General features: G+C 40.2%; 17 protein-coding genes and 2 pseudogenes. 9 read left to right on the top strand and 10 right to left on the bottom strand.

Going from position 1 to position 21292, the window contains the following annotated elements; genetic code table 11:
• Positions 1-32 precede the first annotated feature (32 nt).
• The 3 genes from L1271_RS00305 to zntR form a co-directional block, all read right to left on the bottom strand.
• Complete coding sequence (locus tag L1271_RS00305; protein WP_235366523.1) at positions 33-1127, bottom strand: 1-acyl-sn-glycerol-3-phosphate acyltransferase; 1095 nt, start codon at positions 1125-1127, stop codon at positions 33-35.
• 167 nt (positions 1128-1294) lie between these two features.
• A complete protein-coding gene (locus tag L1271_RS00300) occupies positions 1295-2569 on the bottom strand; it encodes an SO_0444 family Cu/Zn efflux transporter (RefSeq protein ID WP_235366522.1) in 1275 nt (424 codons plus the stop codon).
• The gene (zntR, locus tag L1271_RS00295; RefSeq protein ID WP_010606066.1) at positions 2562-2969 is read right to left on the bottom strand and encodes a Zn(2+)-responsive transcriptional regulator; all 408 of its coding nucleotides are present in this window, start codon (positions 2967-2969) and stop codon (positions 2562-2564) included. The genes L1271_RS00300 and zntR overlap by 8 nt, the downstream gene beginning before the upstream one ends.
• Before the next feature lie 91 nt (positions 2970-3060).
• On the opposite strand from zntR, the gene L1271_RS00290 reads away from it, so the two are divergent.
• Complete coding sequence (locus L1271_RS00290) at positions 3061-4008, top strand: D-2-hydroxyacid dehydrogenase (protein ID WP_235366521.1); 948 nt, start codon at positions 3061-3063, stop codon at positions 4006-4008.
• Between the two features lie 198 nt (positions 4009-4206).
• A complete protein-coding gene (locus L1271_RS00285) occupies positions 4207-4587 on the top strand; it encodes a DUF3192 domain-containing protein (RefSeq protein ID WP_010606064.1) in 381 nt (126 codons plus the stop codon).
• 68 nt (positions 4588-4655) lie between these two features.
• Here L1271_RS00285 and L1271_RS00280 read toward each other — a convergent pair whose 3' ends face one another.
• The 3 genes and pseudogenes from L1271_RS00280 to L1271_RS00270 all read right to left on the bottom strand — a co-directional run.
• Complete coding sequence (locus L1271_RS00280) at positions 4656-5558, bottom strand: GGDEF domain-containing response regulator (protein ID WP_102057391.1); 903 nt, start codon at positions 5556-5558, stop codon at positions 4656-4658.
• Between the two features lie 9 nt (positions 5559-5567).
• A complete protein-coding gene (locus tag L1271_RS00275) occupies positions 5568-9209 on the bottom strand; it encodes a hybrid sensor histidine kinase/response regulator (RefSeq protein ID WP_235366520.1) in 3642 nt (1213 codons plus the stop codon).
• A gap of 122 nt (positions 9210-9331) precedes the next feature.
• A pseudogene (locus L1271_RS00270) lies at positions 9332-9589 on the bottom strand (PhoH family protein); the annotation flags it as partial.
• 85 nt (positions 9590-9674) lie between these two features.
• On the opposite strand from L1271_RS00270, the gene L1271_RS00265 reads away from it, so the two are divergent.
• The 7 genes from L1271_RS00265 to L1271_RS00235 all read left to right on the top strand — a co-directional run bounded on the left by L1271_RS00265 (position 9675) and on the right by L1271_RS00235 (position 17735).
• Positions 9675-11165, top strand: a complete 1491-nt coding sequence (locus L1271_RS00265; protein WP_045979589.1) for a site-specific integrase — start codon at positions 9675-9677, stop codon at positions 11163-11165.
• Positions 11149-13920, top strand: coding sequence for a hypothetical protein (locus L1271_RS00260; protein ID WP_062566146.1), 2772 nt, complete (start codon positions 11149-11151; stop codon positions 13918-13920). The genes L1271_RS00265 and L1271_RS00260 overlap by 17 nt, the downstream gene beginning before the upstream one ends.
• Complete coding sequence (locus L1271_RS00255; protein WP_045979590.1) at positions 13917-16001, top strand: hypothetical protein; 2085 nt, start codon at positions 13917-13919, stop codon at positions 15999-16001. Before L1271_RS00260 ends, L1271_RS00255 begins: the two co-directional genes overlap by 4 nt.
• Positions 15998-16462 (top strand): hypothetical protein, encoded by a 465-nt coding sequence (locus L1271_RS00250; RefSeq protein ID WP_016708220.1) that lies wholly within the window; start codon positions 15998-16000, stop codon positions 16460-16462. Before L1271_RS00255 ends, L1271_RS00250 begins: the two co-directional genes overlap by 4 nt.
• 239 nt (positions 16463-16701) lie before the next feature.
• Positions 16702-17079: a MerR family transcriptional regulator gene (locus L1271_RS00245; protein WP_016708221.1), complete on the top strand. Its 378-nt coding sequence runs from the start codon at positions 16702-16704 to the stop codon at positions 17077-17079.
• A 60-nt stretch (positions 17080-17139) separates the two neighbouring features.
• On the top strand, positions 17140-17529 hold the full coding sequence (gene merC / locus L1271_RS00240; RefSeq protein ID WP_016708222.1) for an organomercurial transporter MerC: 390 nt from the start codon (positions 17140-17142) through the stop codon (positions 17527-17529).
• Positions 17517-17735: a GDCCVxC domain-containing (seleno)protein gene (locus L1271_RS00235; protein ID WP_062566147.1), complete on the top strand. Its 219-nt coding sequence runs from the start codon at positions 17517-17519 to the stop codon at positions 17733-17735. The genes merC and L1271_RS00235 overlap by 13 nt, the downstream gene beginning before the upstream one ends.
• Before the next feature lies 1 nt (position 17736).
• Here the strand turns inward: L1271_RS00235 and L1271_RS00230 are convergent.
• The 4 genes and pseudogenes from L1271_RS00230 to L1271_RS00215 form a co-directional block, all read right to left on the bottom strand.
• Positions 17737-18298 (bottom strand): annotated as a pseudogene (locus L1271_RS00230) (manganese efflux pump MntP).
• 51 nt (positions 18299-18349) lie between these two features.
• A complete protein-coding gene (qatD, locus tag L1271_RS00225) occupies positions 18350-19081 on the bottom strand; it encodes a Qat anti-phage system TatD family nuclease QatD (protein WP_062566148.1) in 732 nt (243 codons plus the stop codon).
• On the bottom strand, positions 19078-20412 hold the full coding sequence (qatC, locus tag L1271_RS00220; protein WP_100912783.1) for a Qat anti-phage system QueC-like protein QatC: 1335 nt from the start codon (positions 20410-20412) through the stop codon (positions 19078-19080). The genes qatD and qatC overlap by 4 nt, the downstream gene beginning before the upstream one ends.
• Positions 20405-21292, bottom strand: coding sequence for a hypothetical protein (locus tag L1271_RS00215; protein WP_075594018.1), 888 nt, complete (start codon positions 21290-21292; stop codon positions 20405-20407). Before L1271_RS00215 ends, qatC begins: the two co-directional genes overlap by 8 nt.

Genomic DNA, 21292 nt, shown 5'->3' with positions numbered 1-21292 from the left:
CCTAACACCACGGTTGCGCATGTTCACTGCTATTAAATGCCTTTGCGACGCAGTGGTTCGGCATACATACTCAGCACCAATTGCTTCAGCTCTTCCGGTACAGACTCAAGTGTTGAGATAAAATCCTCTTTATCTTCTGGGCTAACTTGCGCATCATCGCCTGCTGCTAGGTGATTGGTTGAATGCAGATAGTATAAATCTAAAATCTGTTTATCAATGACATTCGCCAGCTCATCTGGGTTTTCAACATCCGCAGTGATAGGGTCGCCAAATGCGATATGCACATGGCCTTTATCTGAACTAAAGCCCTCAACAATGCTAGCAATGTCTTCGCCTTGTGCTTTCACATATTGGCCAAACTGCTTTTTATGGTATAGCTCTTTAGCCTTAGCAACCGCGCATGGCTCATATTGATAGGAGATGGCAACGGGCACTATCCTGAGCTGCTTTACATATTCTGAAAAATCTAGCTTCTGTTTGCGGCCATTGAGCTGTAGCATTTTTAACAGTGCCGGATCGGTTTGATCCACTCCATCCTTCGCACGCCCCTCTTTTTGCGCAATCCAAATGGAGTTACCTTCACTTAATGAGTCAGAAATATAGGCTGAAAGCTGGGTTAGTGCTTTTAGCATTTCTTTCGGCGCCTTTGCCGAGCGTTTTACAATAAAACTCTTATTAAGGCGCATAAGCTCAGTGATATAAGGTACTTGCAGTAAGTTATCACCAATAGCGATACGCACCGTGCGCATATCTTGCTGATGCAAGCCCCAGTTAACAAGTGCAGGGTCTAATACGATGTCACGGTGATTTGAAATAAATAAATACGAGGTATTCGAGTCTAATGTTTCAAGGCCAGAATAAGTCACTTTAGACGTCGTTTTATTGATTAAAATTTGCAGATAGTACGCCACTTCATCTTGTACTTGTTCAATCGTACAAAAATCTCCCCACTTCTTTTTTAGTTTCATTCTTACGAGTGGGCGTGCAATAGCAGGCCAAGCATTTAACCAAGCTGGCAGGTTATATTTGGCGATCACATCAATGAATTGATCATCACCTAGTAGACGTGCCAGTGCTGGCACTACTTCATCATCATTATACGGTCTAATGTCAGCGTATTTATCCACTCTACTTCTCAAATTGTCGGATTAACGAATACTGGAACGCATTCTATCGTGTCAAATAAACAGACGCTAAGCATTTCATGTCTGACCACCAAGGCAATATACCAAGTTGGAACAATAAATGCTTAAGCGTCATGCAATTGTAATACGGTAAAAAGTACCACAATAGTTTATCTTCTAACAACTTTACCTAATTTGAGTATAGCTAATCTTAGTAAGAGTGCTGCTAATAATGCGCCCATCGATACTGTTAACCAATGTGGTAGCACTTCGTGTTCCTCACCTATCATCGGCGTTACAACAAAACCATAAGTATTGACTAAGTAATCAGTTAAATAGCCAAAGATAAGTGCAATCCCGATGACACCGCCCAAGTAGGCAAACACGGCACGACGCCCTAATTCTTTACCAACCACCCCAATTGTGGCGATGTTAGTTGCAGGGCCTGCGAGCATAAATACCAATACAGCACCGGGTGAAACACCAGCCATTAATAAACCCGCAGCGATTGGAGTTGAAGCGGTCGCACAAATATACATTGGGATACTGATAAGAATAACCACTAGCATGGCAATAATACCGTCGCCCCACTGAGATAAGAAAGACTCAGGCACAAAGGTTTGCACTAACGCTGCAAAGAATAAACCGATAAGTAGCCAAACTGCGGTGTCGGACAGTAATTGATTACAGCTGAACTTAACAGCTTCTACAATTTTACCAAAAATCCCTTGGTTTTTAGGCTTAGGAGCTGGCTCACAACAGCTTGTCGTGGCTGATGAAGAGTCGCAACAACTGGTTACGGTAGGCTCCGTAGTATCACAACAAGACATATTCGTCCCTACCATTGCTAATTGCGGGCTTGCAGGCGCACAGCAGCTTGAGCTTACTTTTGCGGTTTCCACTTTAGCGCTGGCACAACAGCTATCATGGCTGTGATGCTTTTCAGCAGGCTTTGGCTCTGAGTGATGATTAGCGTCACAACAACCGCTAGTCGCGCTTGGTTCCTCTGAGGTATTAAGGTGCTTTAGTGGCACAGGCTTATCATCTTTCTCACTGCTAACGAGTAACCCAGCCGCAATTGCGCTAACCACAGCCGCAATTGGCCTAATTATCGCCATAAAAGGACCAAGTAGTACATAAGAAACTGAGATAGAGTCCACTCCAGTTTCAGGCGTTGAGACTAAAAATGCGGTTGTCGCACTTTTCGAGCCCCCCGCTCTTCTCAGTCCCACCGCAGCAGGAATAACGCCGCAAGAGCACAGTGGCATAGGCGCCCCAATCAGCGCTGCCTTTATCGTTGTCCAAAATCCTTCTTTTCCTAAGTGCTTTTGCAATAAATCTTTTGGAATAAATACATTAAGTAACCCAGCCAATATTAGGCCAAGCAGTAACCACGGGGCAGATACTAAAAATAGCTGCCAAAAATTTACTATCAGTTCATTCATCGATAGCCTCCAAGGCCGTTAAAATCGAGCAGCTCACTGCCGCTTCCTTACCGCCGCAGCATTGCTCTGCTAGCGTCGATAATGATTGTTCAAATTTTTGTAACTCAGCGATCCGCGCTCTCACTAAATCCCGTTTAGTGATAGTCAGCGTTTTCACTTCTTCGCAACTGTGCTGATGCTTTTCAAACTTTATCTTCAGCAAGTCTTGCACTTCTTTGAGGCTAAACCCTACTTCCTTCGCGCGAAGAATAAAGCGCATTTGCTTTTCACTTTGCTCATCAAACAACCGATACCCGCCCTCGCTCCTTGTGCAAGGGTGTAGAAGATCGTTTGCTTCATAATACCTTAACGTGTCAGTTGATACGTTAAGCCGCTTTGCCAGCTCACCAATCTTTACCACTTTACACTCCCAAGTCCTGAAGATTATCCTAGTCGACATCACAAGTATAAACCTTAGAGTTAACTCCAAAGTCAAGAAAAGGATAAAAATAATGCAAATCGTGGTATTAGACGCTAAAACCCTTGCAGGAACCGATCTTTCCCCCATTGCCAAACTAGGCACATTAACGTCTTACGACACCACACCCAGTGAGGACATCATCACACGCTGTAAAGATGCAGCAGTCATCATCACCAATAAAGTACAGTTAACTGAACAAACAATCGCGGCGTTACCGCAATTACGCCTGATTTGTGTTGCGGCCACAGGCGTCAACAACATCGATTTGGCAGCCGCAAAAGCCCATCAAATTGCGGTGGCTAATGTGGCTGGTTATTCGACCCCTTCTGTCGTGCAGCACACCTTTACTATGCTTGGTAACTTAATGACAAATATTCATCGTTACCAGCAAGACTGCCGTGCAGGGCTTTGGCAGCAAAGTGATATGTTTTGTCGCTTGGACTACAGCATCAACGAAATTGCAGGCAAAAACTTTGTGATCGTAGGCCATGGAACGTTAGGAGAAGCCGTTGCAAAAGTCGCACAAGCATTTGGAGCTCAGGTAATTGTTGCCGAACGTAGGGGCCTAACTGAGGTTAGAGCAGGACGAATGGCTTTTGAAGAAGCACTGCAGATTGCGGATATTGTATCGATTCACTGCCCGCTTACCGCTGAAACAGAAAACCTGATTTCGAGAGCTGAATTCGCTCTACTTCCAAATCATGCTTATCTTATCAACACCGCGAGAGGCGGAATAGTCAATGAGCAAGCGCTGGTGGATGCGCTAACTAACAAGCAAATAGCTGGTGCTGCTGTGGATGTCCTCACTCAAGAGCCGGCCCAAGCAAGCAACCCACTTGTTCAATACCAAGGGGAAAACTTGCTTTTAACACCGCATACGGCATGGGCAAGTAAAGAAGCCATCGAACGTTTAGTCGGCGAAATTGCCATTAATATTGAAAGTTTTGTGGCAGGCACAACGAGAAACCGAGTGGTCTAGATTATTGTTTTAGTGAGTGATATCGCTAAAAGTTAGTGAAAACCATCAACCACAAACTGATTAAAAAACAACAACAAACTGATATTTATAAACTTTATTAGTTGGCAAAGAGTTTGCAACTCTTGTGATAATTCAAGCAAAAAATAAATGGCTGTTTGCATTACTTGCTCAGCAACAAAATTAAAAAGGAAAACAACAATGAAAAAATTAATGTTAGTGGCTGCGCTTAGCTCTACTCTATTATCAGGCTGTATCGTTGCTGTATCCGACGGTGAAGTAGAACACGGTTGGGCTTCTGAATACAACTCGTCTAACTGGGAACATAAACAGCGTAAAAATCGTGAAAAGATTGCTAACCTTGAAATGGGCGCGTCTTACTCATCAGTAAAAGACATGTTTGCAACTCCTGACTTTAGCGAGTTGGTGTCAAAAGACGGCGACAACTATCAAGTGCTGTACTATGCAACCAACAGCAAACACTCAGACGGCAAAGTAACAAAAGATGAGTGCACGCCATTGGTATTCAAAAACAACCAACTGGTTGGCTTTGGCGACAACGCACTAAAGCAAATTCAGTAAGACTTTATCGCACCAAGGATGGTGAATAATGCGGATATGCTTTAGCCCCCGCATATGGCTTTAGATATTTATAACACTTTAATAAAAACCGTACTTTGCTGTTTTTGTGCAACGGCAAGTGCGCTATCGGCCATTTTGATCAGCTCACCGAGCTCATTACTACAGTGATTTTCAATATGAACTGCACCAATGCTAACGCTCACATGCGCACATATGGGTGAGGCAATATGGGGGATTTTTAACGCGTTAACCGAGTCGTGCAACGCTTCTGCTATTTCATTAATTATGTCGATATTATGCTGAGTTAGCACTAACGCAAAACGGGTACCGTCAAAACGGCCAATAAATAAAGAACGTCGGGTTGCGGCTTCTTCTAGCGCTTTGGCTACCTTAAATAAGCAGTCATCACCATGCATATAGCCATAATGCTCATTAAACGTTTTAAAATAGTCCACCTCAACCAGCATTACGGTAAACGCACTGCCATCAGCTTTTGCGCTCTCTAAAGCTGATTTCATCGCTTCATCTAGATACCTGCGATTGGGCAACTCTGTTAAACCATCGATAGAGGCTAGCTTTTCTAGCAGATCATTTTTCTTTTTTATTGCTAAATGGTTTTTGATTCTGGCTTTTACAATCAAAGGGTTAAAGGGTTTAGTAATATAATCCACAGCCCCTAACTCCAAACCTCGTGCTTCATCTTTAAAGCTCACACTACCGGAGATCACGACAACGGGAATACCGTAAGTGCTCGCATCCTTTTTCAGGCACTCTAAAACAGCAAAGCCAGCGCCGTCAGCCATTAACACATCTAAAATAATAAGATCTGGTTTGCTTACTTTTAGTTCATCAATACATAACTTAGCGTCAGTGCTATGGGATAACCGATGGCCGTCACCTAATGTATTACTTAGGACCATCTTATTTATTGGGTCATCATCAATAATAAAAATGTGCTCAGCTTGCTGCATCTTATGACGCTACCTTTTTAGCTCGATAAAGCACACCACCTGTGAAAGTGCATTTGTTAACACATCCAAGTCAGTGCGATTTGTTATTGTTGTGATCGTTTTGCTTTGCGTTTCAAGGTCTTTTGCAACTTTCGCCAGTCGCTTAAAACCCAGACCAGCAGCTGCGCCCTTAATTCCGTGTGCTAACTCGAATAATGCTGAACCTTGCTCTATTTCAGCAACCTGTTCTAGGTAATCATGGCAAAGTTTAGCAAATTTATCTAACATTGTTTTCAAAAACGTTTCATTTTGCATCATTTGTGATAAAGCAAACTCATAATCGAAAAAGATTTCTTCTGTTTTATCTGACTGGAAAATATTACTTGCCAATGCCTTGCACGCCTGTGTGCTATTAATTGGTTTTACCAAATAATCATTCATGCCAACGGCTGTGGCTTTCGCCCGCTCTTCTTTGCTTGCATTGGCGGTCAAGGCGATAACGGGAAGCTCAGTTTCAGACCACACGGCTCTGATCTGCTTGGTCGCTTGATAGCCATCAATATTTGGCATATGGATATCCATCAGGATGATATCGGGTTGCAGTGAGCGACAAACTTCCTCAATATGTTCGGCGCTTTGGAGCCCTACGGTAGAAATACCATTCTGCTTCAACATATTTTCAGTAATATCTAAATTTAAGTTGTTATCGTCGACCACCAAGCAAAGTGCACCGGCAACCTGCATACACACGTTGTCGACGGTTTGCGTCATATGGGCAAATTCAGCAAGCCAAGTATAAGCTGATTGGTAAAACACACTTTGATTAAGCGCAATATGGTTACTTTGCTCAGGAAACTCCCCTTCACAATGCAGTAGTAATGCGGTATTTCCAGGTAGCGTATAAGCGGGGTCAAGTGCTGCTTCTGGTGGAATAACAACAATAGACTTGTCGAGCTGAGCATGCATCCCGTGCAATCGCTCAACAGATAAAGGTTCCGCAAGACCTGCAAAATAGCTTGGTAAGCTATGTGCTTCGGTGGTGAGACAGTAAACTTCTTTGTGACTATCCACAACTGGACAAGCGCCTTTATCTAGCACCAATTCAAAGAAAAAGCAGCTTCCTTCGTTCGGGGTTGAGTTAACCGCAATATCGCCACCTAAGAGTGCAACTTCTTGCTTCACAATCGCAAGCCCCAAACCAATGCCTTCGTGACGACGTGTGAAGCTTTCATCACCTTGGGTAAATGCATCAAAAAGGTGTTCAATTTCTTGCGATTTGATCCCAACTCCAGTGTCCCAAACAGCAAACTTTATGGTTTGTTTTGCAGCTCTATCATTAACTAACGCCACCTTCAAACCAACCTTCCCTTGATTGGTATACTTTACCGCATTGCCAAGCAGGTTTACCAAGATTTGCTTTACCTTATCTTCATCACTGTACAGGTAAGGCCAAACTTGAGGGTCGACCTGTAACTCAAACTCCAAGCCTTTTTGTATACATAAAGGCTTAATCAGTGATTCTATCGTGGTAAATACATGGCAGGTTTGAAATGTCTCGTATTGAATTGTGCCTTGATGACTTTCTACTTTGGCAAACTCTAAAATACTGTTGAGCATGGTAAGCAGCTCGTTTGCAGCCCCAGAAAGCTGCTGCAATTTTTTACTCTGAACTCGCGTCAGCGCCTCACTTTTGATCATATCCGCCAGACCTAATATGGCATTAATTGGCGTTCTAATTTCATGGCTGATATTCGCGATAAAGCGACTTTTGGCAAGCGTTGCGCGCTCAGCATCTTGCTTCGCTAACAGCAGACCAGTGATATTTTGAATATGGATCACGTAATACTTAGGGCGCTTATTTTTATCCCAAACTAAAGAAATACTCAATTGTAACCAGCGGTGCTTACCCGACTGTGAAATCATGTGCTCAACGACTTTCTTTTGCTCTTTTAATAGCCCAGCCAAGACAGGCTTCAGCTCTTGCCAGTTTTGTTCATCAAACAAGCGTTCCAGCTGCTTTTCTCCGGTATTCTTATCAAGTGATAAGTAACGTTTGGCAGCCTTGTTCATCTCCAAAATTTTACCGCTGATCGCAGCCAAAATAACGCCATTAGGTGCAAACTCAGTCGCTGCCCTAAAGTTTTCTTCAGAGTCTCTTAGGGCATTATATGCCTCTTGTGCGGCAGTAATATCTCTCGCAACCCCCAAACAACCGATGAGCTTTCCAGTTTCCGATTTCAATGGCGTGATAGTCAAAAAGTAGGTATTTGCCCCAAGGACAAAATTAGTTGCCACTTGTTCTTGCGAGCGCTCCATCGCCGCTTCTTGCTCAAGTAAAATGGTTAATCCAGATGTCACTTCAGGTTGTGTTTTCGCAACTAAATCCGACTTATCAACCCCCATAAACTCTTCAAACGCGCGATTACAGCCTATGAATGAACCGTCTATATTTTTGAAATAGATAATATCGGGCACAGAGTCAAGCACTGCATTTAGCAAAGCAGCTTGACGCTCTTTTGCCTCAAAGCTTTGCTTTAATGCCTGTTGTTTGCGTTTAATTTCGTCATCTAGTTCTTGATTATGTTGCTTAAGAGCATGCATTAAGCGCGATTTTTGCTCCACCACCTGCTTGATTTGTATAAACCAAGGTTGCCATTCTGAGGGGATGGGATAATTTAAAGTGGCTTGTGGTGTATGCTCTTGCAAAGATAAATAATTCACAAAATGCTTTAAAGGTCGGACAAATATTTGTCCGCTTAACCACACAATGGTCACAAAGGTAAAAAGAATAAAAAACAGTAATAATGCAAGTTCGAGCAAGATCTCCTGCTGTAGCGGAGCGGCAAATTGCTCATAGCTTTCATGATAGTTTAAGCTAATAGGCTCTTTGGCGGGCTTTGCAATAAAGTGCAGTCCGTACTGCCAAGGTGCTGATGAATTCACAACACCATAGTGGTCGTGGTCATAACGCTTCCCCGCGATAATCTCATCGCTTTGGTTTTTAAATTCCATCGTACCGTCTAAGGAGCCGATGTTTAACAACCACCTATCAATAATATCGCTATCGTAGATCATCAATACATGGGCGTTATCCACCGTTGATAATTTCTTACCGAGCGCAAACATTTGTCTATCGAAAAACTTCACGGGTGGACCAACGACTATATTGCCCAAGCTAAAGTCGGGTTCGAACTTACCTTGAACTAACCGGGTGATGAAATGGCTGCTTGACGCATCTCGACGCTTAACATACGCAAAACCATCATCTTCTATGTATGCGACCGCATACAATCCACCTTGCAACGCGAGTGCGGCATCAAAAGCGGTATTAAGCGATAATACGGTTTGCCATCGTTTAGTGGCAAAAAGCGCTTCACTGACTTGCCCACGACCAACAATCTCTCCACCATTGTTTGGTAACGCATGATAATAATGTTCAGGGTGTTGCTCTATATCTTCTAACCACTCTGGCGGCTTTTGAAAAGAAATTGGCTGCGCTAGGTTAACGGCGATACTATCAAGAACGACATGTGCAGCATAAAACTCTTGTTTCAGCTGCTGAGAAACATATTCATACTGGCCAAAACGTACTTTGTACTGGCGTTCGAGTTTAATTTGATAGAGATGGTAAGCTAAGACGAGGACAAGTAGGATGGGTATTATTACCGCCACTAAAATTCCCTTTCGGTAACTTTTTAGTGGTAAAAATTCTTTTGTCGCATCCATTTACTGGCTCGTTCCCGTTTGCACACAGTGTTAGCGAAAGAGTAACGAGCCAGTCGGCTCAAGGCAAGTTATAAATTTTCTTCAGCAAAACTTGCCAAGCGGCTTCGTACTACACCGTTTAAGTTAATGGTAGCGCTACCTTCAAAGTCTTTAAAGCGCTCGACAATATAAGTTAACCCTGATGTCACTGGGGTGAGATAATTACTATCAATCTGGGCGAGGTTTCCCGTACAAATCAATTTAGTCCCTTCACCGCAGCGAGTGATGATGGTTTTTAACTGTGATGCCGTTAAGTTTTGGCTCTCATCTAAAATCACCCCCGAATTGATATAATACTATCATACCCTTAATAAACTTGAACAAAAAAGCTTTTACACACATACTCTAGCTAAGAATCAAAGGTGAACGAAAATGATACTTCGAAATACAACAAAAACTAAAATAATTAAAGCATCAGTCAACTTTGGAAAAGGAATGTCTTTTCACCTCGATAAATCAGGGCAACCTATTAAGACTGAAAAAGGCATCAGAACTCACTCATATAGGCACGATAAAATAGAACCTAATTTTCCAGTGCTATATCACCCGACTCGCTTCACCGAATGCCAAGAAATGAACTTATTTTTAATGCACCGCTTTGAAGGTCATTTCAGTCTCAAAAAGAATCAAATAGACAATGAGGCTTTTAGTGACGCTTATCATGCCAGCCAACCGGGAAAGCCATTAGATGTTAAGTCTGTTTGCAGTATAGCTAAGCACTTAAAAGCTTTCTTAGATTGGTTGGATAAAGATGATGCATCCTATTTTGAAGTAATAACTGCACCACTTTCAAAACAATCTGTAGATGATGATATTTCTAGGTTACCTGTGTGGAGATATCACAAACATTTATGTGAAAGAGTCGAAACCAAAGATAAGTCTAAACGCATAAGCTTTAACAGCGCTCAAGAACGAATTAGAGCTGTTAAAGCATTCTATATATGGAGCCATAAGCGCGGGGCTATAGATAGCCTCCCCTTCTCACTTGAATACAAACAGGTACGTATTAAATCGAAAGCTAAATCAAGTGTAAGTTCATTGTTTCAATTACCTACTAGCAACACACGTTCTGGAGGCTTATGGAAGTGGGTTAGTAATTTGAGCATTCCAAATACATTGAAACAAAAGGAAGACTCACCCGAAAAAGATCTACAACCATATTCTCCAAAAGAACTTAAACAGTTGCTGGAGACGGATACGGCTCAAAAAGAGACTTATAAGCTTTATTTGCAATGTGCTTTGCTAGGTGGACTTCGTTCTTTTGAGATTTCAGCCATCGACCAGAAAGACCTTTTTGATCCTGATGAAAAAGAAAACGAGAAACGTATTCCAAAATTGAACATTGTACGAAAAGGACATAAGCCAGTGAGATTAACAATAGCGCGAGTTCTAATGAAGCTTTTGTACAATCACACTTTGACAATTCAAAATATGAAGCGACGTACCAAACATGAGACTAATCATGGTATGGACAATAGTGAACATCCGCTTCCTTTGTTTATGAATAGTTCAGGATCGCGGATAAGCGAAGATACACCGGGGAATACTATTTCCATAGTTAGAAAAGAACAAAGGAAGCAGGGATTAGAAATACTATTACGCACATTCCATGACTTACGCGCTACCTTTGCTACTTATGTCGCTAAATACCTAATTGACAAAGGTGAATCGGAGAGTTCCATCAGACAGACACTAATGACCTTGATGAGTCACGAAAGTTTTAAAACAACCAAACGTTACATCGACTTTGCCAAAAGTGTAGCAGTGGATGCATACGGAGCAATGTCAGAGTGGGTGAAAGATATCTACGGTGATGTTGACGAATTACTGATGCGTGAGGCTGAAGATGCAGCAGCAAGTTAAAACGCGGAAGTCCAATCGTATTCCTGCTAGATTTAAACCTCATTCAATTGTTCTAGCCAAACAGTTAGACGTTTTATTTAACAGGGCATATGACAAAGAAAACAATATTAGCGCAGATGACGACACTGCTATTTCAATGAGTCGCTTGCGGAATGCTTGTGTCAGTTTACAACACACTCTTCCTCTAGCCCTTAATAAGGTTAGTACAGATACTGCGACATCAATTCAAACTTCGGGATTAAATGCTCTATCAGACTTTGAAATTTGGCAAGAACTGGAATACTTTTGCATTAATGAAATAAATGATGTCAAGCTACCTAGTTATGCTACTCGTATAGAAGAAGCCTTAGAAAACTTAGCTAAGTTTCATTTTTATGATAACGCTATCAACGCTCCTTTTAGGCTAGTAAATGGGGCTACTTCAATCGACATAACTAAATTATTCGAACTTGAATTCCATCAAGTAAAAGAGATTCGTAAATTACTAAATAAATATCTGGACTATCTCGTCCTTCCAGAATTAAGCCTCAAAGATTCTTCTATTGGGGACAATATCCTCAAAACTGCGACAGCTATTATAAATCTTTGTCTACATGATACTTTTAAGAATACTGAACGCGTCAAACTGCCATTATTGGCAACATTACAGGATAGGGAATTCGTTTCATCATTTATATGCAATCACAACTTCCGTACTTTTTTAAAATTTATACTACCCGATGTGTGGGGTAAAGCTAGAGTCAATCAATTTAAAACTGAAGCCGAAGTAATAGGGTATGCACAAAGCATATCATCCAAATTTGGCAATGAAGTTGATGCTTTTTTGAAAAATCAGATAGCAAGCGCTTCGGAAGCTAATACAACAAGAGTTAGATCCTCAACTTTATCATTTCCAAGGTGGTTGAATAGTGCTGGTAGCGTAGCATCACCAATAATTAAGCTGCTTAGTGAGCGTGGAATTCAAGGGTTTGCAGAAAATGGCCTTCAGGGATTTAAATACCTTTATAAGCATTACCAAGAAGAAACTCAAAATAACCAGCAGTTTTTACTGCTACTAAACGCTGCATTGGACCTTTACCACTTTGTTACGGGTGAAAAAATCGCAAAGGAAAGTTTATTACCCTACTCATTGGGCTATTACCTTAAAGAAAGTGACACTACCGAATGGCAGAAGCATGAGTGGGTATATGACAATGCCTATAAATTTTATCAAAACCTAGTCGAATACCATAAAGTTTTTACAAAGCGAATTGATGGCGAGAGCATAGGTATCGTCACTCTCAAAGGTTACATAGGTAGTATGGCTAGAGCATTGAAAGAAAATGCATCATCATTAACAGATGAACAAATGAAGCTTATTGCCAGTCATGGGGTTCATGCTTTTGTTGAAAATAACTGTGAGATACTAAAGGCTATAAGAGAGGCAATTCAACTAAAATCAAAACAAGGCGATTTGTCGGTTTTTGTTGGTAATCAATATCAGAGCGCTATCGACAAATTACTATCGTTTTATGGTCTAGATACTATTAAAAGCTTTCCGGTCAACACCGAATTAACTGCACAACATCAAGAGCAACTATCTCAGAATCAAGATAAACTCTACTCATATAGAGAAGTAGTAGAATTAGCATATTACATAGAAAAAGGGCTTTCTGAGACCTTACTCACAATTAAAGACAAAGTTACACTTTATGCAGCAAAAGTCATATTGAAAACTGGTTGGAATTCAACTCCTACGCTAGAGCTTGATACTGACGACTTATTTTTCTTTAACACGCCATTACATTCAAGTAAAACTCCTGCTCTTCGTTTATTTAAACGCCGAGCTAATTATCAAACTCAATGGCATAAATTTGAAATTAAAGCCGAAGATCTAGAAAAAGAAGGCGTCTTATACGGCGACGTTGTCGAACCAGTAATATTTGATATTAAGGCTGCGACTAGACTTACGTCTATTTACCGCCCTTCTATTGAGAACCTATCAAAAAGAATTTTTGTTTTTCCCAAAGTAAATAGTATTGGAGAAGTAAAGATTCAATTATTAACAGCATCACGTTTCAAGACCACTATAGATAGGATATTGACTGAGCTTGGGTGTGATATCGTATTTAATTCGCAAAAGATCAGAAAATCAGGGCTTAACTACATTTACCGAAAAGTTGCCAAAGAATTTAAGTGGTATCAAAAAGCTGGCAAGCACTCTTATGAAACGTTCTTGCGTCATTATTTAATGCAAGATAACAAAGATGTTGCAATGACAATCAACAGAGCGACAAAAACAATGGCAGACTATTTTGTTCGCGATGTTACCGACAAAGTAATCATTTTGCAGACTCCACCAGAAGACGGTAAAAAAGTCCCGAATGGCACATGCATTAACTCAAAAGATAAATCCGCAGTAGTGGCATTCGAATCTCAAAACAGGAAATTATTAGACCAGCGAGATACAAACGAGCATGCATGTGCCGACTTTAACGCATGCTTGTGGTGTCCGTTCTATCGCTGTGTTGCTGACGCATTGCATGTTTGGAAACTTTTGTCATACCGGGATTTTGTTGTTGCTGATATGGAAAACTCAGCCGCAACATTTGACTCTGTAACAGAGCAACTGGAAAACATAGAGCAGTTGAAAAATAGAGTTAACGAAATATTAACTGATATTGCCAAGCTTAATGCTCAAGCTGTGATTGATGGAAAAGAATTATTGAGAACAGAGGGTATTCATCCTCATTGGAAAAACACAGGTTTGCTATGACCAAAGAGATAACTAAAACAAAACTACTTGATATCGCTGTTGTAAAAACACATACAGGTCAAATCACTATAAAACCTTTGGTTCAGGTGTTAGAAGATTTTAAAGTTGATGATACTAGCGCTTTTAATTCGATTGCTTTGTGGGAAAACAGAGCATTGAATATTGCTAAACATGGCACTATTCACTTTGGCGATGACACTTGGATAAGCTATGAAGAAACGCAAAGAAATGTGAATTTTAAAGGTGTTGATGAATTAGCATATCAAATTCGAATTTATTCACTAATTAAACTCACACATGGTGATGTTGTAGGCGGTAAACCTCTAAAAATCTCTACACTTCAAAATGATGTAACGTATCTAAATTTAATTGCAGCCTTCTTAAGACAAAGAGGTTATCACTCATTTCATGAGTTGGAGTTCAAATCTGACTTAGTTATTAGGAATCTCATAAAAGACTATTTATATGAAGTCGGGAAAATAGCTATTTACAGACAATCACACTCATTTACTAAACTATTTGACGTGCAACGAAGCTTTCGTCTTTTTGGCCCTAAGGTGTGTAGTGTTTTTATTAATGTGCTTAACCAACTAAACGAGTTACACCATCCGAGACCAGTCACTTATTCGCACCCTGTCATTCCTACTAAAGTAATGAAAAAAATTCTGAAGTTTGCAGAAAAAATAGTTGAAAACTCTAAGGATAAGATAGAACGATGGCTAGAATTAAATGCACGCTTAATAGATAGTTTACATGAAGGCTCCATTGAACCACCGCCCAAAATGAATACAGGTGAGCTAATAGCAAAACATGTAAGAAACTTACCCAATGAAGAGGAATTCATTCAATTATCCGAAGAATTAGAAGATTTAAAATTAGCCACATACATTAATATCTTGGCCTATACAGGTATGAGATATAACGAAGTACTTACATGCAAGGTTGGCTGTGCCAATTACAAAGATGATATTTATTACATTACGGCAATTATGACCAAAACCGACAACAGTAAGGTTGAGATGGAATGGTTTTCAAACGCTGAAGTACATGAGTGTGTTGGTATTTACGAAAAATATGTGATCGGTATGCAAGAAAGGGCAAAAGCTGTACTTTCTTCATGCAGAGCCAATATAACAAGTAGTCAAGCACACAATTTGAAAGAAGGGTTAGAAAGAAACCGTCTTTTCGGGGTTTCACATAGTAGCTGTAGTGTTAGTTTTAGCGATGCTGGGCGATTCACAAAATTTGAGGTTAAAAACAGTGAAAACATTGAGCTTTTTGACTTAACTCTAGACGATGATGATATAGCAGAGCTTGAACGCCTTGAATCTAACTACAAAGAGGTTAGAGGAGAGAATAGAGGTGTCCCATACGAAGAAGGCGATACGTTTAGATTAACCGCTCACATGTTTCGACATACGTTGGCCTACTTTGTCATTGCCAATAAATTAGGTGAGCTTGATGATATTAGATATCAATTTAAACATTTAACTAGCCTAATGACGTTTGTTTATACTCGAAGAGCATTTTTGGCCTCAACAACTTTAATTAAAACTACTGAAGAGTTTAATGAGATTTTAATTGACCGTGTTGCAGAAGAGTTAATAGATGAAGCCGAGTCACAATCACTTAAAGGTGGTGCTGGTGAGCAAATTAATAAAACATCTAAAGATCTGATAATAGGTATTACTGATAGTCAAAGTAAAGATTCGACTGTGATTAAGCAGATCCATTTCAGTTCAATTGAAGAACTGAAAAAATTTCTCGTCAAAAATATTAAAAACATACGTGGCTTACCTACGGGGTACTGCACTGCGGGAGAAGCTTGCAAGATAAAAGGAGCAGGAATCCCTAGTGGCTGTGTGTATTGTGGTAGTAAAATCATTACCAAACGCCACAAGGTCAATTGGCAAATAATAAAAAAAGAAGCAACGCAGAAACTAGAGGCATATGCGGCATTAACCAAAGAAGAGCAAGAAGATTACGAGCTATTTGCTATTCACTGGAAAAATAATATAGCAGCAGCTGACTATGTATTAGATGAAGGCAAAGCGCATACAAACCAAGGAGAACAAGCATGAGTAGCGCATACGATGATATAAAACGTGCTTTTGAAGAGATGAAATCTGATGGCAGCAAGATAACCAAAAATGCAGTAGCAACGAGAGCTAAAAGAAATATTGCAAATCTATCTAAAGAAGAAGAAAAATGGGTAAAGTTACGAGAAAATATTGAAAAAGCTCAATTAACTTGGGAAGAAAAAAATAAAGATAATTTAATAAAACAACTCAGAACAAAGGTAGCCGAACTAAAAAGCAAGCTTGCTAAAGAAAAGCAAAAAAACGAGATTGACCCTAAGGAAATCGATAAGGATTTTGAAAAGCTACTGGTGCGATTACAAGAAATGTACGCTGAAATAGATAAGCTCAAACTGATTAATGCTGATTTAAAAAATCAACTTCAGCACTCAGGGCAACATACAGAAATAAGAGTGGATACGTCTACTGGTGAAATTATTGAATTAGTTTCAACGAAACAATAGATTAGATGTAGTAGTAGATTAGATGTAGTAGCTCATATCTCATCTTACAGTTTTGTTGATTAGGTTTAGACTTCACCTGACAGGCAGCAAGAGCGAACAAGAGACGGTCAGAGTGATCTGGATATGTGAACTTAATTCTACAAAGCGGACGCTTAGCGACCCCGTTCATGCAATAAAATTGAGTTTAGGCAATCCGCATTAATTGTATAATGATGTCTCTGCTTCTAAAGAGTATGTTTATGAGAACCATTGGAAAACTGGCAAAAGATTTAGATATCAATGTTGAAACGATCCGCTTTTATGAGCGCCAAGGTTTAATAGAGCAGCCTCCAAAACCCGAATCAGGTTATCGAAAGTATGACGAGACACACGCTAATCAACTCAAATTTATTCTGAAAGCTAAAGCATTAGGGTTTACGCTGAAAGAAATTGAATCACTGATGTCACTAAGTAGCAGTTGCGCTGATATAGAATCGATGGGATTGCAAAAACTTAATCTCATCCGTAATAAAATTGCTGATTTACAGCGGTTAGAGAAAGTAATTCAAGATATGACAGATTCTTGCAAGGCCAATCAAGACCCTCAATCCTGCCCGGTAATAAATTCACTTAAATAGCTATTGACCCCGTACTTATGTACGGAGTTTATACTACCTTAAAAATTGAGGTAGATAGTTATGATCAATAAAATTCTAGATAAAGTAGGTTCTGGTGGCGTTTGGCTAGCCGCCCTTAGTTGCACAGCATGTTTTCCTGCGCTCGGCTCATTGGCATCTGCTCTTGGGTTAGGTTTTCTTTCACATTTTGAAGGGATAGCGGTGAACACCTTATTGCCATTATTTGCTTCACTAGCGTTGTTAGTTAATTTCTATAATTGGTATCAACATCGAGAGTCATTAAGAGGCATTTTAAGTGTCATTGGCCCAATTGCAGTATTGCTGACCCTTTATCCTTTATGGCAATACGACTGGAGCACTTACTTATTTTACTTTGGGATCATTTGGATGGTCGTAATGTCTATTTTAGATATTGTTAAGCCCATTAAGGAACCAGTATGCAAGGTATAGAATTAAAATCTAAGATAACTTGCCCTGAATGTGGATTTAGCAAAGTTGAAACCATGCCTACAAACGCTTGCCAATGGTATTACGAATGCGAAAGCTGTAAAGCACTACTTAAACCGTTCAAAGGTGATTGTTGCGTTTACTGCTCTTATGGAACAGTTAAGTGTCCTCCTATTCAAGAAGGCAATGCATGTTGCTCAGGTAAGTAGCCTAGTATTCGGTGGTTCTGTGCCAACCAAGTAATATCTTAAATGCGATTGCGATTAACACTAAACCACCAAATAGTTCAGCTTTAGACTCCAGCCATACGCCACTTCTTTCGCCGATATTCACACCAATCTAGCTAAAGGCAAACGTCGTGACGCCTATTATCAAGCAAGCTACGGCTATATCTACCTCAAGCAATGTGATTGCATAACCTGCCGCCATTGCATCAATACTGGCGGCAATAGCAAGAACAAATAGCACACGATGAGTAACATTAGCAATATCTTCTTCAATTCCTTCAGATTGGGACTCATAAATCATTTTTGCCACCGATAAATAATAGCAAAATAAAAGCTATCCAAGGTGCATAATCTTCAATCCAAGATGATCATCCTTTACCGCTGTAATAGCCTAAAAGAGGTATAAAGCCTTGGAAAAATCCAAAATAAGCAACGGCTTTAATAAAGAGTTTTTCAGCATTTGCTACTTTTTTAGAACCTAAGCCTATGGATACTGCAAACACGTCCATACTGAGTGCTATAGCTAATACAAATACTTCAAACAAATCGATTAAACCTGAATAAAATTGTTATAAGATTACGTGACGTATAATTAGTTACTTGACTGATGTTAAACACCTAAGGTTTGCTGACAGTTGCTCAATTATCGAAGCCTTATTTTTACACCAAATTTCAGCCAGATATTCAGTAACAGTGCCAACACTTGAAGGAAACAGAATATTCCCCGCCACTTTGGCGAAAGGGCCATCAGTTTCGAGTAAAATCCTATCTTGAGGTATCCACGATATTACTTTTTTAGCTCTGGCTGAAGTAAGCATGGCTGGCCCAATAGAAAAGAAACAGCCTAGCTCGACGGCTTCTAGAACTTGCTTCTTAGTACCTAAAAACCAATGAAGAATAGAAGTACCAGCATCGGGGTATAACTTAAGTTGTTCAAGTACTTCACCTGTCGCATTAAGACTATGGATAGTTAATATTTTGTTATCAAAGCCTTCACATTTTTTCAAAATATGCGTAAAAACCTCTAATTGATCATCAAAGTAATCAGCATAACCTTTTGAGCCATCCAGCCCAATTTCTCCAATATATCTAGTTCTATCAACTAGCTTATCGAATAGAGGTAGTTCATTTTTCCTTAAATGAGCAAGTTGAGGGTGCAGACCCAAAGCCGTTTTACAGTGTTTTATGTCACTTGTTAACTGGACAGTACCTTCAAAAGCTGACGGCACCGTAGTTACTGATAGCACGTAATAATTACTGCTTTTTATGTCGTTCAATACCTCTTGATAATCTGGATATAAATCAACATGGCAATGAAGATCCATCATGATGATTTATCCGCTTGGAGAAATAATTCAACCTCTGCCAATCCTCGCTTAATAGTTGATTCTAATTTTTCTCGTATATCTTTTTCTTGTGGTATTGGTCCTGACTTTCGAAGCCAAGAACGATAGTTATCGGATTGTTTCAATCTAATAATGGCAGTTTGAACCGCTTGGAGATCATCGCGAGTATCTTTTTCTTTAATAAGACCTCTCAACCGCTTTGTCTTGTATGGCGCATCTTGTGTAAAACCAGCATGAAAAACTGACGCTCTTCGAATAAGGCAAGGTACACAATGCCCACACTGTTTATGCTCTCTGTGCCAATGACTACAAGAAACACTCAGAGGAACTGCTTTTCTAATTGCGTCTTGATCAACACATTCCGCTAACATTTCACCTTTAGTTTTGAATTGATAGGGGTTTACAAATTTGACATGAAACCCAGTGTCTCTAAGCAAAGATTCAAGCCTGCTTAGAAAATTAGGATGAGTAGTTCTAGTACTATGGCTACCAATCCGTCTTCTGGTAAGCGGTGGATTTATAGAAATATAGCCATTCTCAGGGACGACAATAGTTTCAATACTGCTATCGCAATTAGCATTTCTTAAGGCTGATATACCAAGTACCGCCATAGCTAGGAAGTTGAAGCTTCTTCCCCTCATGCTAATGTCAGTTTTACCTTCTAACTGCTTGATAATATGAGGAGACATTGAATAGGACAATTCGCCGAATGGCGGGGACAATAAATGCTTAATATCTTCCTGTTTTGCGCCATCACCACGATAAGCGTGACTAACCAAAAGCGGTTTTAAGGCTGACTCTCCGTTTAAAATGTCAATTGCACCAACTGCGCTATCAAGACCTCCTGAAAAAAGGCAGACTGAGTTGAGTCCAATTAATGATTTTGCTTTTGCTTTCGCTTGCTCACTTGTTTTAGGAGTCGGCATCGGCATAGTTGTTTTTTCAAAAGTAAACTGCCATTGATCGCCCGTTAGAAAGTTGAGCAAAGAACTTAGTTCAGGCTCAACAGTATTCCACATATCCTCATCGGTAACAGGAACATGTAAATGCATTTTTCTAGCCCATGCATTTTCTGCATTATCCCTCAATTCAAATGTATCAGCGGCGGTAACAGCGGTTGCAATTGTTATCAGATCTATTGCATCAGCATCTACATTCAATCCCAAATCACGAACTGTTTGTAGTAGTTGTTTTGACACTAAGCTGTGCTTAGTGATGTCATTTTGATGCGTATGGAACATCTGGACAGGATGACAATCATTAGAAAAATCAGGCAAGTTAGCTGGGTCATGATTAAAATAAAAATTAGTCATCAAAGCTCTCCCACTCATCAACTGTCATGGCAATAGCATCGGCTTGAATTTTAGTAATATTTTCCTTACTGATAGTACTGGGGTTGCCATTAGTTACTTTGTCTAACTGTTCTTGTGTGATCACTTTTATTAATTCCCTTAATTCAACTTCCATTTGATGATGCTTGCTTGCTGGCTCTACATGAAACCAAGCTCTGCCCATGCCTTCAACCACATCCTGAAATATAAGATCTGTTAAATAACAACCTATGGCTTCTTGGATAACTTCGTCGGTAAAGCTGTTAGGATCAAACTCTTCAGTATCGGGTAATGCTTCCTCTAGTGCGTAATCCAACGCAACTCTTACAGCATCCGAATCGGCATTATGAGGCGCTAAATGGCTAGCAATTTTGTCAATTGCTTGGTCAGTCGATAGCCCAGTTAGATCACCTAATGATAAGCTTTGATTATTAACCGTTACTGTGTCGCCACGCATGAAACCAAGCAATCCAGAACCAGCAGTTATGCCGCTTGCTAGTCTCCGGCTAGTACTCTTACCTCCACCAGAGCCTTTTCTAGAGTAACTTTTTAATGAACGCCTTAGATCCGAAGTTGATCCACCTGTTTGAGCGTACTTACCAAATGCTCTTCTTGCACTAGCAAACCTATTTGGAGGCGGTGTTGCTGTTGGTGAACCGCCGATTTCTTGTTGAACCTTGTCATTGTCAATATCGTTACTATTGTCATTCTGATCATCTGCTTGACCACTGTCAAAGCCTGTTTGATCATCCCCATCAGTACCTGATGCAGGTTCTATCGTGACGGGGTCTCCTTGCTCTGCCCACGATGGAATTAGCGGACTCTTGTTATTCGGTCCTGTTGACGATGCGGACGTACCCAT

This window comes from Pseudoalteromonas sp. OF5H-5 (assembly GCF_021530695.1).
Taxonomy (GTDB): Bacteria; Pseudomonadota; Gammaproteobacteria; order Enterobacterales; family Alteromonadaceae; genus Pseudoalteromonas.
Note: the sequence above shows the minus strand (reverse complement) of the source record. Positions and strands in the feature narration are given on the sequence as shown.